We start from the raw sequence: 16,618 nt of genomic DNA on the forward strand, positions 1-16,618 counted from the left end.
CTATCCTTTAGATATTTTTTTTATTTATTATTTTTAATATTTCTCCTCCATACTTCCCTACATTAAAAGAAGTATCATAAAACAATTGTTTTATTCCTGGAAGCCCAATAGTAGTAATCAATCGATCATAATCCTTATTGTTAAGTCTATTAAAAGCTTTTCTAAACTCATACATATATAAATTGCTTTTTACTAAATTTTTAATGAGTTTCTCATAATCCTTTCCATAAACAATAGATCTACCCGCCATTACACCTGTTGTAATAGCATTCATTTGACCAAAGCCTAAAAAGGGATCAATTCCTCCTGCTACTGTACCTACAAAATATAGATTTCCTATTTTATGAGGATATACATAACCTGTTTTATGTCTTAATTTGAATTCTTCTACGATGGTATAGTTTATATTTTCTGCATATAAAAAATCTTGCCATAGCCACTCGATTCCCTTTTCTGTCACATCTGTTACAATTGCTACAAGAGAAGCTCTCCTCTCATTAAAAGGCGTCAAATAAACATAACCATTTTTACAATAATCTTTATTAATCCAAACAATCAATGTATTGGGATCAAAGTCTCCTAGAACAATAGCCCCCTTTACATGAGTATCTACCCAATCCTGCCAACAACCAAGCTCTTCTGTAAAATTCCCATTCCCATTAGCAACTACCACATAATCATATTTTCTTGAAAGTTTTTCATAATCGGCTAATTCATTGAATCGTACCTTTGTATATTTTAATTGATCATAAACTTGATTTTTAATAGAATCTTTTTCTTTTCCTCTTTTCTGAAAATATCCTAAATCTCCTTCTATAACAGTTCTTTTATTTGGAGAATAATGAATAATGCGATTAAGAGTATTTAAAGGTTTCACACAAATACCCAATTTTTTATAGTAAGCAATAGAATCCTTTATAGGTCTATGAACAATTCTTAAATCTCCACCTACATGAGAATGCATCTCCCCAATATAATCATTTTTTTCATATATTATTGGAATAACACCATGTTTTTCTAATTCATGGGCACAACTCAATCCACTTAAGCCAGCTCCAATGATTGCAACCTTCACATCCTTCAGCTCCCATATTTATATAAAATTTTAAACCACAAATAAACAAAAAAAGAAATTATAATCATAAATAAAATATATCGTAAATAAGACATATATTAACATCTCCATTTGTTCAATATAGTTACTGAAAACCAACTTATAATAATCATGGCTCCCACATTTACCAATAAACTATCAAAATAATACCAGTTTTTATATTCAACCACACCTCTCTCTACCAAAATTAATTCCGTTAAAGAATATAGTCCTGTAATAACTAAAGCATTCAATACAGCCATCCATCTCTTTTTAGGATAATATTGTGCTATAAGGGTGCCAATTACAAAACAAGGTCCTAATAAAAAAAATAGAGAGGATCCGAAAATATTGATCATAGCATCATGAATCATATATCGTTGACGAATCATCCCATTATAATAATCTGTGATCAATGCCATCCCCATGGCTAAAAATCCTGCAAACATATTCGTAGTAAATTTTTTCCAATCTACTAAAAAAAGAAATATGATCCAGTTTAAAAAAAACAAAAGTATCCATTCCATAATTGTTATCTTTCCCTCCCCAATATACTTTTATGTTCTAGGCTTTATTGGAAATATCTTTGAAACAATATAGGGTTTTGCATCTAATCTTTCAATTTTTTGTTGTAAGTTTATAATAGCTCTCATTTCATCATCTCTAAATTGACTAAAAAGCTGTCTTACTTCAGGATTTTTAATCTCTATCAAATTTTCATTATAAAATAATTCATTTGAAATTCTATATTGAAGTAAATCCTTCAGTCTATCTACATCTTTCATATAATCACCTAACTCTGTATATTTATTTTAATCATCATATCTTTCATCAATTTTATATGTTCCTTTGAGTTTTTTTCAAACTCCTTGATCATTTTCTTAAGTTCTTTATTCTTTATTTTTTCTAGATACTCCTTATATTTTTTTAAAAGGAGTTCTTCTCTCTCTACAGCAAATGTAAATGCTGTATCTAATAAATATTCTTGTGAAACCTTCTTCATCCGCAACCTCCAAATTTAATCTTTATTATTTATTTTTTACTATGTTAAAAGTTATATTCATGCTAGATAATATTTTCATTCATTCTTGCAAATATTATACTTATATCCATCCATACTAAGGAGAATAAAAATGAATACTATTCTTTGGACAAAAATCTTTTTTTATGGAAACATCATTGTACTTTTAATCATTTTTATAAAATTCATCCATAAAGAAAGATTGCAATCACTCATTCCTATAGGTCTATTTATTGCAGTAGAAAATTATACAGTAGAAATTCTAGGACTTCATTACAAAGTATGGACATATCCATTAGACAATCCCGGGTATCCAGAAGTAACTATTATCTCTAGTCTTATTTATTTTCCAATTGTTGCAATGCTCTTTTATCAATATCTTTCTAAAGACATTTTTAAGAACCTCTTATTAATTTTAGCTTTTATAACTTGTAATATGGTCATTGAAATCATTACTTTAAAAACAACACGCCTTTTTATCTACGGAAAAAACATGAATTTATTCATAGCATTTTTTATGTATTTATCTGCTTATATGTTGATTATTATATTTCAATATTTTTATCATAAAAAGCTCTCAAAAAGGAGTTGAAATCTTTTATGAAGGTCGGAATCATAGGTAGTGGATTAGCAGGTTTATCTTGTGCCTTTGAACTTAAAAAATATGGTATCATTCCTACAATTTTCGAAAAAAGGAGTTATCTTGGAGATGGGCTAGATTATACAATTGTTACCCTTAGAATATTTGATTTATATACCCAAAATCCTATGGACTATTTTGGGGAAAAATATAATTTATCCATATCTCCCTTAAGACCTTTAAGAAAAATTATTATGATGGGTTCAGATAAAAAAACTACAGTTAGAGGAAGATTAGGATATATATTTGAAAAAAGTTCAACAAAAAATTCCTTAGAGAATCAAATTATGGAGCAAGTAAACCTGCCTATCCTTTTTGATCATTCTATAAATATAGAAGATTTACAGAATGATTTTGACTATATTGTCTGCGCAAATGCTAATCATGAAACTGCAAAATCCTTAAATAATTGGACTACTACCTTTAGTGCTCACACTAGAATTGCAACAGTTCTAGGAAATTTCAAAACGGATACTATCACTATGTGGCTCAATACAGAATATGCAAAACATGGATATGCCTATCTTCTTCCTTATCATAAGGATAAGGCAAATCTTGCCTTAACTGTTGATAACATATCCTCTCATGAGTTAGATTATTACTGGAAAAAGTTCTTAACTCTAGAAAATTTGCAATATAAAATTTTAGAGTCTAGAGATATTGAAAGTAATGGAGGATTTACCCATACTTTAAAAAAAGATAATATTTATTTAGCAGGAAATGCAGGTGGGTTATTAGATGACTTTTTAGGCTTTGGTTCTATGAATGCTATTGAAAGCGGCATCCTTGCAGCAAAGTCTATTGTTAAACACCTAGATTATAATCATCTTTTAGAACATATTTTAATAGATCAAAATAAAAAACATAAACTTCGAAAAGTATTCAATACCTTTGATAATAAGGATTTAAATAAATTAATCACCCTTTTAGGATTTCCTATAGTAAAACAATATATATATAATAATCCTTTTTATCGAGTAACAAATAGTCCCTCTATCCAAACATTTTATAACCACAAAATAAAAATCAATCAGCTATAACTTTACTGATTGATTTTTATCTTTTTTATACGAATCATAATCAAAGCCATAATCGGAATGATTACTTGAAATGGAAATGCATAGTAAGCCCATACAGCAGAATTCCATTCAAACATTTCTATGATATTTTTATGAATAATAATAGAGAGAAGAAGCATTAATAATCCTATGGGCGCTACTAAAAACCGATAATTATTTAATCTAAATAATTTCATTATCCCTCTACAAACAGCTAACAAACATACGCTAACCTTAAGAAAAGCTGCTGTTATAGTCGCAAGAATTACAATTACTTCCATTCTCGATAACATTTGTCCAATATGAACTTTTCTAGCAACACTATGATTTGGAAAAAAAGTAACTGCATATAAATCTGGACCAATCACTAGTATTTCTGCTAATGAAACTCCTGCAATCAACATCCCTCCCAATAATAATCCCTTTATATAAATCTTATAAGGAGACTTCTTTGTCTTTAATGAAGATAAAATCATTGTAAATACAACAGTTTCTGCAAAAGGAAAAGAAAAGGCTGAAAAAGTACCCTTTAATAAGGGTTTTATCCCTTCATACAACACAGGTTGAATGTTTCCTATATCCATTTGAGAAATTAATAATAAAATAAGAATAGAAGGAAGAGGGGCATTGAATAATAAAAATAGCTTTGCCCATCTCCCTAATACTTCTATTCCTTCTTTAACAATCCAAATACTAAGAATAACTACTAGAAGCATAGGAGCAATGATAGGCGTTTCTGGAATAGATACAGTAATAGGAAATTCTCCAAAATCCCTTATCACCAATGCTCCTAAGTGGAAACTAAACCAAATATATAATATGCCTATTATTTTTCCTAAAAAACGCCCAAATATCATAACTAAAATATCAAATAAATCTTTTCCAGGATATAACGAAAGAAGTTTACTATATAACAATAAAATAGGTATTGCAATAATAATTGCAATGATAATGGCTAGCCATAAATCTCTTCCAGCATCTCCTGCTGTGGGTAGTGCTAAACTGCTTCCTGATATAAATAAGATTACTAGACATATTCCTTCTCGATCAGAAATAGTTTCTTTATTACTCATTTCTTCCTCCCTGGTTATCTTGCTACTTTAATTGGCTTAGATTTTAGTGCACTTCCTTTAATATTTACAACCACATTTATATCTGTCTTTAAATCTTTAAAAACCTTATCCCAATCTGGTTTTATTTTTTTCCACATATCCGGCATTTCTTTTTTAATACTTTTACTAAATTTAAAAATGTCACTATCATAATCTTTTTGTACTTTCTTGATCACATTTTCTACCTGGGTTTTTATTTGTTTTTCAGTATCTTTTTTTAATATAATTCTTCCCTCTTTACCAATAAAATCTTGTACTCCTCCTATCTCTCCTATCATTACATCTGTTTCAATATCAATCTTCATAACGATTTCATCTTCTTTATATATAGGTTTTATCTTTGTCTTGTTTTTAAGTATTTCTAATGTAACTAAAGTTGATTTTTCGTTCATTTTAGATTCTACGACTACCACTCCACCCTCTATATGATCTGTCACCCATAAAAATCCTTGTGTTTCCAATTCATCCAACCAACCAACCATTTTTTCTCCCTTAAAAACTGCAAGACCTCCTATATAAGGATGAATTTTTCCTCCAACTGAAATATTTCTTATGGCAGGTAATGTTGAAGACACACCTTCAGCATATAAATCTTTTATAAATTTCCATACTTGCCCACAATGATATTTTCCAGTGCTCTTTTCAGATTCTACTACATCATCTAAGTGAAATGCCCTAATAGGATATACTTTTTTCTCTTCATACATTTCTAGTATTTCTTTAGCTGTTTTTTCCTTTGAAACCATCAACCTCATATCTTCTCTAAATTCAGCATCTCTATATATATAATCAAGAATGGATATGATTTTTTTTTCAGCAATATTTTGGCTGATAATAATTGTTTTTGCATGAGCCCAATATAATTTCCGTCCAGTTTTCATGATAATATCTCTTACCCCATCAAAGGGCAATTTCCCTCTACTTTTATATAGTTCTCCGCTCATTATAGTTTCTTTCTTTGATGCTGGATTGATAATCTCAATCGTTGTAATATACTCATTTTTCTTTTCATCATAATCTAGCGCCATACCTGCAACCAGCCTTGTATCATCAATTTCTTTGTAATTCCAACATCCAGAAAGAACACATATACTTATACATATCATTAAAAGAAATATTTTCTTTTTTATCATAAGATCTCCTATCTCCCAATAACCATCTTTACTACTTTTTCTATAGGCTTTGCAGGACTTGGAATTTTTACTCCTAGACTAAGGAGTACGCTAATAATGAATGCTGCTGCAAAAGTTATACTGTAAAGTATTAATTCTTTTTTTTGATTCTTCTTTACTAATGGAACAATTTCAATAACACCAATCACTATATACACCAATACAATTAAAATAACCATAAATTAATTTCCCACCTTAATTGGTTTTGATCGTAATGAACTTCCTCTAATATTTATTTCTGAATTTACTTCTATTTTTAACTCTCTAAATATTTTATCCCAATCTTTTTTTACTTCTTTCCATACCTTTGGATGCTCTCTTTCAACAATAGAACCAAATCCAAAAATATCACTATTATATTCTTTTTGTACTTTTTTTATAATCTTTTTTATTTTGCTTTCAAGCAATTTTTCAGCATCTTTTTTTACTTTGCTTCTTCCTTTTTCATTGATAAAATCTATCTGACTTTCTAATTCGTTTATATTTACAGTTGTTTCTGTATTAATTTTCATGGTTAATTCTCCATTTTCATATATAGACTTTACTTTTGTCTTGTTTTTAAATATTTCCAATGCTACTCTTATAGGTTCTTTAGGGGTACCTTCTTCTACAACGATGACACCTCCCTTTATCTTATCAATTACAAATAAAAAACTTCTTGTTTCATCCCCATTAAGCCATCCTACTAGCTTTGTACCTTTAAAAACACCTGTTCCATACATTTCAGCAATCTTTTTATCTTTATAGGATGTTATTTTCACTGTAGGAAGAGAGGGTTGAATACCTTCAGCTGCTAAATCATCTACAAATTTCCATAATGGGATAGCCTCATATTTTTCTACTCCTCTTTCATTTTTAAGAATATCTTCTAATTGAAAAGAAACAATATCTTGTACCAATACATCTGTTTTCAAAATTTCACCGGCGGTTTTTTCTTTTGATAGGATCATCCATATGTCATCTCTGTATTCAGCATCTCTCTTAGCAAAATCAACAAGGCTTATGAGCATATCCTCATTTTTTGCTACTTCCTCACTAATAATAATTACTTTTGCATGGGCCCAAAACACTTTTTTTCCCGTTAAAGGGATCATATTTCTAATGGCTTCAAAAATATTTTTTCCTTTTGCTTTAATAATTTCAGGTTTTATTTTTGTATCTCCATTGGCTACCATAGGATATACCACTTCTGTTGTTAAAATAACCTTATGATTTTCTTTGTCGTAGTCTACTGCCATGCCCACAGCAATTGACATATCATTAATTTCTCTATAATTCCAGCATCCTGTAGTAAAGATTGCATTGAACAATATTATGAAAATAAGGATTATTTTTTTCATTTCTTTACCTCTTTTCTGGAATCTTTGAATCTTTCTTCCTTATAGGATTTTTATCCCCTATGAGCTTTGGTCGATAATACATATACCACCAAGGAGCTCTAATAAACGTATCTTTTATATCTTGCATCTTAAGAGACCCAATAGGTGTCATATAGGGTATACCGAAGGATCTTATTGCCATTAAGTGAATAAATAAACCAATAACCCCAAATATATACCCATACAATCCTAAAAAAGATGAAAGGAATAAAAATACTAATCTAAGGACAATAATGGGCCCCATCATCTTAGGCACTAAAAATTTTGAAATCCCTGTTAAAGCAATTACAATTACAATAGGTGCACTAACAAATCTAGCTTCTACAGCAGCTTGACCCAATATAATAGCACCAACAAAACCTATGGTAGAACCTATAGGAGCTGGTAATCGTACGCCTCCTTCTCTTAATATTTCAAAGGCAAGGAGTAACATTAGCGCCTCTACAATTGTAGGAAATGGGACCCCTTCCCTTGCTGCTGAAATACTTAAAAGAAGGGGCGTTGGAATCATTTCCTGATGAAAAGTTACTAAAGCTACATAAATAGCTGGTACACTTGTTGTTAAAAAAAATCCAAATACCTTTAGTAATCTATTGAAAGAGGCAAAAATAAAGGTATTATAATAATCTTCATTCGCTTGAAAATATTCAATAAACAAATAAGGTACTGTTAAAACAATAGGTGTTCCATCTACAACAATTGCAATTCTTCCCTCAAGCAAATTTGCAGCAACAATATCTGGTCTTTCTGTATTCCCCATGGTGGCAAAAGGGGATAAGGGTTCATCTTGTATAAATTCTTCTATATATCCCGATTCAAGTATTGCATCTATTTGAATATCATCTAATCTTTTATTTACCTCTTTAATGATCTTCTCATTAGCAAGTGTCTCCATATAACATATACATACCTTTGTTTTTGTTCTCACACCAATTTCTTTAAACTCAAATTTTAAATCTGGACTCAATATTTTCCTTCTTATTAAAGTTAAATTCGTGGTTATGGTCTCTGTAAAACCTTCTCTAGGACCTCTTACTACTTGCTCTACAGAAGGTTCTGTTATGGATCTTTGTTCCCATCCTTTAGTATCTATGATCAAACTCTCAGTAAATCCTTCTACCAAAACAATTGTATTTCCAGATAAAATACTCATCAACATTTCATTTGCATCTTTTTCCTTTTTTACATCTGAAGCATTGATAATTTTTTTTTCCAGTATATCTATCATACCCATTTCTAATTTTTGAGGAGCTGCTGCTTTCATAATTGGTAATATAATATTTTTATGAATATCTGTTTTATCAACCATTCCATCAACGAATATCATACAGCATTTTAAATTATTCCAATCCCTACTTTCTACCCGTCTAAAGATAATTGTTTCATTAGGCTCAATAACTTTTTTGAATGCTTCTATATTCTTTTCAAGGGATTTTGTTAATTTTATATCTTTTGTTCTATTGGGTTGTTTTCTATTGTTCGTTCCTAGAATTTTATCTTTTAATATTCTAAACATAAGAACCCCCTCGAGTATTCTATTTTCTGAGATATTTACTAGTATTTGTTACAACCTTTAATTCTATTCCATAAAAAAATTCGCATGTAGCTAATCGTATATGCTCATCTCGCAAGCTTTATTACAAAACCACTTTTTTGTAATAAAACTTACTCAAAGTAGTTGAACATTTGATTTTTCAATCATAAGTTATCCACAAATTTTAAATTTTATAATTTCCTAGAAAATAAAAAACACCTATACAAAATAGGTGTTTTAAAAATAGATATTTTATTTTTCAATTATTTTTTATGATCTCGATGCAAATCAATTTTATCTATATCAAATATTCTAAGAGCATCCTTTACGCCTTTTTCAATAGCTAAGTTTCCATAGTTGTCTACTTCTCTTTTATCCTTTGGTCCGTGATGAAGAGATGCGGCTCCTCCAATACAGCCTCCTTTGCAGGCCATTCCCTCAATAAAATTACCTTGAAGTCTTCCTACTTTAGCTATTTTCAATGCTTTATCACATTCTGCAATCCCGTCACAAGAAATTGGTTTGAAATCCGTTTCAATATGCTCTTCTTTAATAACATGTTTGATGGCTTCTGTAAGACCACCTGTTCTTGCAAATATTCTTCCAAAGAAGGATGCATTATTTAAAACATCTTCTCTACATTCCTTAATATCAACATCAGCAGCATCAATCATTGCACATAATTCTTCAAAAGTAAGAACATAATCTGTATTTCCCTTAACATCTGGTTCTTGAATTTCTGCTTTTTTTGCCATACATGGACCAATAAATACTACTTTTGCACAAGGGTCTATCTTTTTAATTAATTTAGATATAGCAATCATCGGTGAAACAGAAGTAGAAACCTTATCTAAAAATTCAGGATAACATTTCTTGATATATGAAACAAAAGCTGGACAACATGAACTCGTCATTACTTTTTTATCTTCTATTGTCTCTGCAAACTCATGGGTTTCATGAAGTGTTACAATATCTGCACCTAAAGCTGCTTCTACTACATCATGAAATCCTAATTTTTTGATTGCAGTTACAACTTGACCTATTTTTGCTTCTGTGAATTGACTTGCAATAGCAGGCGCAATTACAGCATATACATGAACATCCTTTTCTTCTTTTGTTTTTAATAATTCAATAACATCCACAATATATGATTTATCCATAATGGCACCAAAAGGACATTGAATAACACATACTCCACATTGTATACATTTTTCATTGTCAATAACAGCTTTTCTATTATCTGTATCAATGGTCAAGGCTTTCGTCGGACAAGCCCCTCTACAAGGTCTTAATACATCAGAAACTGCATTATATTGACATGCATCTCTACATCTTCCACATTCAATACATTTTTCCTGATTAATATACGCCCTTTGCCCCACATGAAAAATTGCACCTACAGGACAAGCCTCTGAACATCTATGAGCAAGACATCCTCTACATGCTTCTGTAATAGTAAAACGATTGATAGGACATTCATCACATGCAATCTCTAAAATTTCTATAATATTAGGATTATTCCTATCTCCTCCCATAGCAAGCTTTACACGATCTATCATGATGGCTCTTTCTTTATAAATACAACATCTTGTTCTTGGCTTTGGACCTTTAATAATAATCTCTGGAATTTTTTCATAATTTTCTTCCAGGGTTCCTTCCATAGCAAATCTAGCTACTTCTCTTAATACTTCATATTTTATTAGCTGTACATTACTCTCAAATTTTCTCATCCCCACACTCCTCACTATACATATGTCAATTTTACTTGTTTCCCTAACTTTTCCATCAACTCAATCAACTCATCTACTACTTTTAATTTTATGGTCAAATCAATTGGAAAATCCGTATTTTGATGAGCAGGATTTACAGCTTTTCCAACCCATAGATTCAAATGGGTACAATCTTCGATAAGCATTTTCGTCAGCCTTGATGCACCATCTTGATCCTTTGGTTTGTACGCTGCATTTGTTTCAGATGCATTGATGTATCTCTTTATTTTCTCTACAACTTTACAAAGGGTAAGAACTCCTTCAGTAACAAGGTCTACTCCTTTTATATTCGCTGTAGGGGGAACATCTGGATCATAAAAGTCCATATTTACTACCAACTCTTCTTTTAATTCTCTTGCTACAATGTTTGCAGCAGTTCCTCCACAAACAACCTTTTTTCCTTCCCCTTCCATAAATTTTTTAATTACACAAGGGTCATCATTCTTATCTTTAGGAGGACCTGTGAACATATCTATTTCTTCACCTTTTCGAAATTTCACTGTGACTACAGTCGTATCATCTCCAGGCTTATTAGCATATAGATTTTGACATACTTCTATCAGGTTTTTGGTAACATTTTTTGCACACTTTTCCTTCCCTGAAACCCTACTCAAATGATCTTTTACATTGTCCCACTGCCAACCTAAGTTCAGTATAGCTCCTACTCCTGCATGAATTACACCATCACTTACTACAGTTAGGGTATCTCCAGGTCTTAGTGTGAAATTACTTTCTTTAATAACTCTTTCATTCATTGGGATGCTTCTTTTTTCTATATGAATATATTCATCTTCTCTTATAAGAAATAAAGGGGGATTATCATATTCAACAGCATATACTCTCCCATCATTGTTGATCTTTATAATTGTAAAAGTTGAATAAGCAATTTTTCTAACACTACATACAGGCAAAGTATTCATAATCGTATCTACTGTCTCATCAAGGCTTGCCCCTTCCATCAACATAGTCGCTGCAATTTTTGATGTTAAGGTTGCTAATATGTTTGCTTTTACACCGCTTCCTAGCCCATCTGCTAGTACAATAATCATCCCGTCCTTTGTCCTTATGATTTCTACTTTGTCACCGCACAACTCTTCTCCATATTTATTCAAGCTATCAAAAGCAACATCTATAAAATAGGTCACTTGGCATCACCATTTTCATCTAAAGTGATTTGCTTTAATTTTGTTAAAATAATTTTTGTCTCTGCCGTTGTTTCTCCTAGAAGGCTTGCAATTTCTTGTGCTACACGCATTTGCTTTTCAATAACTTTTTGCGCTGCATCTATTGTTTTTTCTTTTACCCGAACTAGTTCTTTTTTATGTTTTTCCTCTGATGTAGTATTTGTCATAATAGCTAATAAGACATTTTGCTTCTCTAGGTATAAAATACTTTGTAATAATACCACACCATATTGAGAATAAGCAACCTTATGTCCAATAAAATCTTTTTTTGTTTCTTTAACTTTTCGAAACATATTTTCATCCATAATCACAGATATTGGTTTATCCTTTATTTCTTCTGCCTTTATATTAAAAATTCTTTCTGCTGTTGGATTGAATTCTTTCACATGCATTTCTTCATCTACCAAGATAATAATATTGGGTGTATTTTCAAATATCACATTGGTTAAGCGCTCTGCTTTACTTCTCATAAAAGGAAGGCACATATTCAGCTCTGCCATTCCTTCATATACAGCTTGAGCCTTTTCTCGACATGTATTATAACCACATCCACCACAATTTAGCTCATCCTCTGGTTCATACTTTCCTATCTTTCTTAGAATGCCTATAATTTCTTCTTCACTTGCTTTTTTCTTGTCTATATTTCTATCAAAAAATTTCTTTGAAAACTCAATATGCTCTAAATCTTTATAGTTTTCATCAGTCAAAGAATCTTTTTTACTTTTTACATATTCCTTTATTTTTCTCTGGCTCTTATAAAAATCTTTTTCCTCTTTAGGCATTCCTGATCCGCCTACACAACTTCCTCTACAAGTATTTACTTCTATACAAACATTTTCTATATGATCATTTTCTATAGATTGAAATATTTTCATACATTGATCGATTCCATCCACCTTAATCACTTCATATTTTGTTTTATCCTCATTTAGAAAGCTTTTTAAAACGCCTCCTTCTAAAGGAAATCCACATCCTTTCTTTGAACTATCTCCATCAAAAGGCTTAGGCACAAGGTCACTTAAAATGATATTTTCTTCCTCTAACCATTTTGTTAATTCTTCAAAAGTAAGTACTGCATCAATGGTACCTTTATGTTGAAAATTAATAGATTCTATTTTTTTCCCTGTACAAGGTCCAATAAATACAGTATAACTATCCATACCATATTCATGTTTCAATAATTTTCCATGGGCAATCATTGGTGAAACAACAGGAGCTAAATATTTTATCAAGGATGGAAAATATTTTTCTACTAAATAATTTCCTGAAGGACAACTAGTGGTAATCAAATTTTTATATTTACCTGAATCTAAATACTTTTTATATAATTTTGCAACGATTTCTGCTCCAATAGCAGTTTCTTCAACAATAGAAAAACCTAAAACGTTTAAAGCAGATACAATTTGTCTTGCATCCGTCATAGAAAATGCTCCAGCAAAGGTGGGCGCAATACTAGCAACCACTTTTCTTTTGCTTTTTATTGCATCTTTGACTTCCTGAAGGTCACTTTTAATTTGTCTAGCATTTTGAGGACAAACAACTAAACATTGTCCACATCCAATACACAAATCCTCAACAATTTCTGCTTGTTCATTTTTAATTTTTATTGCCTTCACAGGACAAACCCGTAAGCACTTATAACAATTTTTACAATTCGCCTGTGAAAAATTCAAGATGCTCACTTTTATAACCTCCCAAGAACAAATTCCTCAAAAAATGCTTCTACTTTGTTTTCATCCACTGAAAGAATAGGGCTATCATTTACTTTTACTGAAACAGCCTTCGTACATTCACCAAGACAAAACTCTGCTTTGATTGTTATCTGATCAGCTAAATTTCTTTCATCTACAATTTTTTGTAGCCCATGAATAACATTGTATGCTCCTTTCAAATGACAGGCACTTCCTATACATACATGAATCGTTACCATCCTTGCCACTCCCTTCTTTGTATGGATTATTTATTGAGAAACTATTTATACCTATAAATTTTATCTTTCAATTCTACCCTCAGTATACTATCTCGTTAAAAATTTATCAACGTTTTATAAGATTTTTTATTTATACATATATATCCATAAAAAGAAAAAGTCTTTTTAAAAGACTCTTCATCACATCATCTTATCTACATATAATAATACTGCAATACATAAAATACATATTCCTACCCAAAGAATCCACTTTTTCAATTAATCCCCTCCCTAATATTTCATTATATGAAGGGAAATATCCTTCTATTACATTGGACAATTTCAAATAAAGTTTTCTTCATTTTCATTCCTTTATTTAAAATATTTATCCACATTTTTATGTGAATGTGGATAAATATTGTGCATAACCTTTCTCTCTTAACAGGCTATATTTGAATACATTTTGAAATTTTTTCATGCTTGTCCACATATCCATATGGAGAAAAATTAGGAACTATGGATAATTTTGTGGATAACTATACATCTATACAACCATTGATTTTACTGAGTTTTGAAGTATTCTGAAAACTTTATTCACATTTTATCCACAACATTTCTTGCTTATTAATGTCGTATAACTTTGAATCTTTGCAAATTATAATCTTCATTCCATCTTAAAGATTATTTAGCTCTTTACATCTTCACGAAAATATCTAAGAATACCAATATAAATACTCCATGCTACCTTCTCTTGATATTTCTCATCCTGAAATAATCTTTCTTCTGTAGGATTAGATAAAAAACCACATTCCACTAAAACCGTTGGCATACTGCATTGTTTTAACAAATATATATCACTCTTTTGTTTTGCTACTCGCTTATTTCCATTATCAAGAACTCTGATAAATTCTTCCTGCATGAGTTCTGCAAGCCTTTTGCTTTCGTCTGAATTCTTAGGATAGAAAGTTTGAGCCCCATAGTATTTTGACTCACTAAAACTATTCATATGAATACTGACAAATATATCTGCCTCACTTTCATCTCTTAGCTTTTTTCTATTCTTTAAATCTTCATTTTTCTTCTTTCTTATAGTTCCATCATCAGAATATAATCCCATATCTTGATCCCTTGTTAAAAGAACAATTGCACCATCCTGCTCTAATAATTTTCTTACTCTTAGTGCAATCTCAAGATTAATCTTGCTCTCTAAAACACCATTTTTTCCAACAGCCCCTCCATCTATCCCTCCATGACCTGCATCTATTATAATCACTTTATTCAAAGTCATAGTCTTTGACGTTTCTAATACTGTATTCATACAAAGAGTAAAAATAATGGCCATTATAAAAATCACTACTCCTATAAGCCATTTTTTCCTTATAATTAATACTCTCATTTTTTAACCTCCTTGTTTTCTATAGATCTATCAATTTGAATTTTAATCTCGTGATTTATCATGGCGTAAGATTAAATTTTAAAGTCCTCATTTATGCCCTCAAATCTATTTATTGACACTTGTTTTTTAATTTACATATCTATATTTAATCCTATTCAATAGAAAAAAATATATGAAACAGAAAAACTATAAAAAAGAAAAAACAGAGTTTTCACTCTGTTTCATAAATGAACTGAACCCATTCTTTATTCAATTCCTCTACACTCATGCCTAATATTCTTTCTACAACCAGATGAAATCTTTCTATAGACTTCTCATTTACCTCAGAACCTGTACCTTCATCATAAGGAAATTTTCCTAATTCCTCTACTATTTTCTTCACTTTCTCAAGACCATATGTCTCTACCATAAATTTTACAATCATTCCAGCACTATCATAATAACAATTAATGCTTTTAGAATCTTCCATTTTTTCAAGATTAGCTTTTTCAAGTTTAAGGATATCTATTTTATAATCCTTATAAGTATTTAGATAATATTCTTTTGTCTGATAATCTTTTAGTTCATTAGGAAAATTAGCAAAATAAACAGCTAGCCCCTCTGTAAACCAATAAGGCATATTATTATTTGACTTTTTTATAGTAATTTTATGAATCAATTCATGTTCTAAAATTTTTCTATAGGTTTCTTCATTTTTAAATTCTGTTGTCTTAATAGATTCTGGATATTCATACCATCCTCCAAATTGCCAGGAAAAAGAAAGCTTTACCGATTGTCTTAATAATTCTTTATCTTCATATAGCTTTATAGTCGTATACCCCTCTATCTTCTCCCCATATCTTTTTTGAACATTCTCATAAGCATCTTCACAAGCACTTTTTATATACATTGCATATTTTTCTAAATTCTTAAGATATTTTATTTTGAAATGTTGGGTATCTATTTCATCAAATAATAGATCATGATCCTTCCACTGGTCGTCTTCCTTCACTAATACTAAAGGGAACTCTATGTTATATTTTTTTCCTTCATATTGATAGCTTTGTCTAAGATTTAAACAAACTTTAGCCGTATCCAATATTTTTATTTTTTCTACATTTAAGGTATAATCTTCAATCTTATTCTCCTGAATATCTCTCATCCAGCTTTTTTTCTCTGCTAAATACTGAGACTCCTCTTTAGAAATGGTATTCATATAACTTTCTAAATCCTTTTCATTTACAGATCTTTCTTGCTTCTGAACAAAATCTTGTATTTCCCCTTTTATTTCTTTCTTGACACATCCTGTACACAATAATATTAAACTCAAAACAATTAATAATAAATATTTTCTCATTTTCTCCCCTTATTG

17 protein-coding genes are annotated in these 16,618 nt (G+C 30.3%); 2 read left to right on the forward strand and 15 right to left on the reverse strand.

Annotated features, from left to right (window positions below; genetic code table 11):
* Nucleotides 1–7: 7 nt before the first annotated feature.
* The 4 genes from K7H06_RS16245 to K7H06_RS16260 all read right to left on the reverse strand — a co-directional run bounded on the left by K7H06_RS16245 (nt 8) and on the right by K7H06_RS16260 (nt 2,096).
* Nucleotides 8–1,075, reverse strand: a complete 1,068-nt coding sequence (locus K7H06_RS16245; RefSeq protein ID WP_223037077.1) for an NAD(P)/FAD-dependent oxidoreductase — start codon at nt 1,073–1,075, stop codon at nt 8–10.
* Nucleotides 1,076–1,173: 98 nt separating this feature from the next.
* On the reverse strand, nt 1,174–1,620 hold the full coding sequence (locus K7H06_RS16250) for a hypothetical protein (protein ID WP_223037078.1): 447 nt from the start codon (nt 1,618–1,620) through the stop codon (nt 1,174–1,176).
* A 30-nt stretch (nt 1,621–1,650) separates the two neighbouring features.
* Nucleotides 1,651–1,878: a ferritin family protein gene (locus K7H06_RS16255; RefSeq protein WP_223037079.1), complete on the reverse strand. Its 228-nt coding sequence runs from the start codon at nt 1,876–1,878 to the stop codon at nt 1,651–1,653.
* Between the two features lie 8 nt (nt 1,879–1,886).
* Nucleotides 1,887–2,096, reverse strand: a complete 210-nt coding sequence (locus K7H06_RS16260) for a hypothetical protein (protein ID WP_223037080.1) — start codon at nt 2,094–2,096, stop codon at nt 1,887–1,889.
* Between the two features lie 130 nt (nt 2,097–2,226).
* Here K7H06_RS16260 and K7H06_RS16265 point away from each other — a divergent pair, with 130 nt between their 5' ends.
* Nucleotides 2,227–2,706 (forward strand): CBO0543 family protein, encoded by a 480-nt coding sequence (locus K7H06_RS16265; protein ID WP_223037081.1) that lies wholly within the window; start codon nt 2,227–2,229, stop codon nt 2,704–2,706.
* 8 nt (nt 2,707–2,714) lie between these two features.
* The gene (locus K7H06_RS16270) at nt 2,715–3,794 is read left to right on the forward strand and encodes an NAD(P)/FAD-dependent oxidoreductase (protein WP_223037082.1); all 1,080 of its coding nucleotides are present in this window, start codon (nt 2,715–2,717) and stop codon (nt 3,792–3,794) included.
* Between the two features lie 2 nt (nt 3,795–3,796).
* Here the strand turns inward: K7H06_RS16270 and K7H06_RS16275 are convergent, their stop codons facing one another.
* The 11 genes from K7H06_RS16275 to K7H06_RS16325 form a co-directional block, all read right to left on the reverse strand.
* Nucleotides 3,797–4,885, reverse strand: a complete 1,089-nt coding sequence (locus tag K7H06_RS16275; protein ID WP_223037083.1) for a GerAB/ArcD/ProY family transporter — start codon at nt 4,883–4,885, stop codon at nt 3,797–3,799.
* A 14-nt stretch (nt 4,886–4,899) separates the two neighbouring features.
* The gene (locus tag K7H06_RS16280) at nt 4,900–6,057 is read right to left on the reverse strand and encodes a Ger(x)C family spore germination protein (protein WP_223037084.1); all 1,158 of its coding nucleotides are present in this window, start codon (nt 6,055–6,057) and stop codon (nt 4,900–4,902) included.
* A gap of 8 nt (nt 6,058–6,065) precedes the next feature.
* On the reverse strand, nt 6,066–6,275 hold the full coding sequence (locus tag K7H06_RS16285; protein ID WP_223037085.1) for a hypothetical protein: 210 nt from the start codon (nt 6,273–6,275) through the stop codon (nt 6,066–6,068).
* A gap of 3 nt (nt 6,276–6,278) precedes the next feature.
* The gene (locus tag K7H06_RS16290) at nt 6,279–7,436 is read right to left on the reverse strand and encodes a Ger(x)C family spore germination protein (protein WP_223037086.1); all 1,158 of its coding nucleotides are present in this window, start codon (nt 7,434–7,436) and stop codon (nt 6,279–6,281) included.
* 4 nt (nt 7,437–7,440) lie between these two features.
* Nucleotides 7,441–8,991: a spore germination protein gene (locus tag K7H06_RS16295; protein WP_223037087.1), complete on the reverse strand. Its 1,551-nt coding sequence runs from the start codon at nt 8,989–8,991 to the stop codon at nt 7,441–7,443.
* Nucleotides 8,992–9,272: 281 nt separating this feature from the next.
* Nucleotides 9,273–10,739, reverse strand: coding sequence for a 4Fe-4S dicluster domain-containing protein (locus K7H06_RS16300; protein ID WP_223037088.1), 1,467 nt, complete (start codon nt 10,737–10,739; stop codon nt 9,273–9,275).
* Nucleotides 10,740–10,753: 14 nt separating this feature from the next.
* The gene (locus K7H06_RS16305) at nt 10,754–11,923 is read right to left on the reverse strand and encodes a SpoIIE family protein phosphatase (RefSeq protein WP_223037089.1); all 1,170 of its coding nucleotides are present in this window, start codon (nt 11,921–11,923) and stop codon (nt 10,754–10,756) included.
* The gene (locus K7H06_RS16310) at nt 11,920–13,644 is read right to left on the reverse strand and encodes a [Fe-Fe] hydrogenase large subunit C-terminal domain-containing protein (protein WP_223037090.1); all 1,725 of its coding nucleotides are present in this window, start codon (nt 13,642–13,644) and stop codon (nt 11,920–11,922) included. Before K7H06_RS16310 ends, K7H06_RS16305 begins: the two co-directional genes overlap by 4 nt.
* A 2-nt stretch (nt 13,645–13,646) precedes the next feature.
* On the reverse strand, nt 13,647–13,892 hold the full coding sequence (locus K7H06_RS16315; protein WP_223037091.1) for a (2Fe-2S) ferredoxin domain-containing protein: 246 nt from the start codon (nt 13,890–13,892) through the stop codon (nt 13,647–13,649).
* A gap of 664 nt (nt 13,893–14,556) precedes the next feature.
* Nucleotides 14,557–15,267, reverse strand: a complete 711-nt coding sequence (cwlD, locus tag K7H06_RS16320) for an N-acetylmuramoyl-L-alanine amidase CwlD (protein WP_223037092.1) — start codon at nt 15,265–15,267, stop codon at nt 14,557–14,559.
* 211 nt (nt 15,268–15,478) lie between these two features.
* Nucleotides 15,479–16,603, reverse strand: a complete 1,125-nt coding sequence (locus K7H06_RS16325; protein ID WP_223037093.1) for a gluzincin family metallopeptidase — start codon at nt 16,601–16,603, stop codon at nt 15,479–15,481.
* Nucleotides 16,604–16,618: the final 15 nt, after the last annotated feature.

The sequence above is a fragment of the Crassaminicella profunda genome (genome assembly GCF_019884785.1).
Taxonomy (GTDB): domain Bacteria; phylum Bacillota; class Clostridia; order Peptostreptococcales; family Thermotaleaceae; genus Crassaminicella; species Crassaminicella profunda.

Coding starts and splice junctions, on each gene's coding strand:
- K7H06_RS16250 (WP_223037078.1), bottom strand. CDS start 1,620: ATGGAATGGATACTTTTGTTTTTTTTAAACTGGATCATATTTCTTTTT.
- K7H06_RS16255 (WP_223037079.1), bottom strand. CDS start 1,878: ATGAAAGATGTAGATAGACTGAAGGATTTACTTCAATATAGAATTTCA.
- K7H06_RS16260 (WP_223037080.1), bottom strand. CDS start 2,096: ATGAAGAAGGTTTCACAAGAATATTTATTAGATACAGCATTTACATTT.
- K7H06_RS16265 (WP_223037081.1), top strand. CDS start 2,227: ATGAATACTATTCTTTGGACAAAAATCTTTTTTTATGGAAACATCATT.
- K7H06_RS16270 (WP_223037082.1), top strand. CDS start 2,715: ATGAAGGTCGGAATCATAGGTAGTGGATTAGCAGGTTTATCTTGTGCC.
- K7H06_RS16275 (WP_223037083.1), bottom strand. CDS start 4,885: ATGAGTAATAAAGAAACTATTTCTGATCGAGAAGGAATATGTCTAGTA.
- K7H06_RS16280 (WP_223037084.1), bottom strand. CDS start 6,057: ATGATAAAAAAGAAAATATTTCTTTTAATGATATGTATAAGTATATGT.
- K7H06_RS16285 (WP_223037085.1), bottom strand. CDS start 6,275: ATGGTTATTTTAATTGTATTGGTGTATATAGTGATTGGTGTTATTGAA.
- K7H06_RS16290 (WP_223037086.1), bottom strand. CDS start 7,436: ATGAAAAAAATAATCCTTATTTTCATAATATTGTTCAATGCAATCTTT.
- K7H06_RS16295 (WP_223037087.1), bottom strand. CDS start 8,991: ATGTTTAGAATATTAAAAGATAAAATTCTAGGAACGAACAATAGAAAA.
- K7H06_RS16300 (WP_223037088.1), bottom strand. CDS start 10,739: ATGAGAAAATTTGAGAGTAATGTACAGCTAATAAAATATGAAGTATTA.
- K7H06_RS16315 (WP_223037091.1), bottom strand. CDS start 13,892: ATGGTAACGATTCATGTATGTATAGGAAGTGCCTGTCATTTGAAAGGA.
- cwlD (WP_223037092.1), bottom strand. CDS start 15,267: ATGAGAGTATTAATTATAAGGAAAAAATGGCTTATAGGAGTAGTGATT.
- K7H06_RS16325 (WP_223037093.1), bottom strand. CDS start 16,603: ATGAGAAAATATTTATTATTAATTGTTTTGAGTTTAATATTATTGTGT.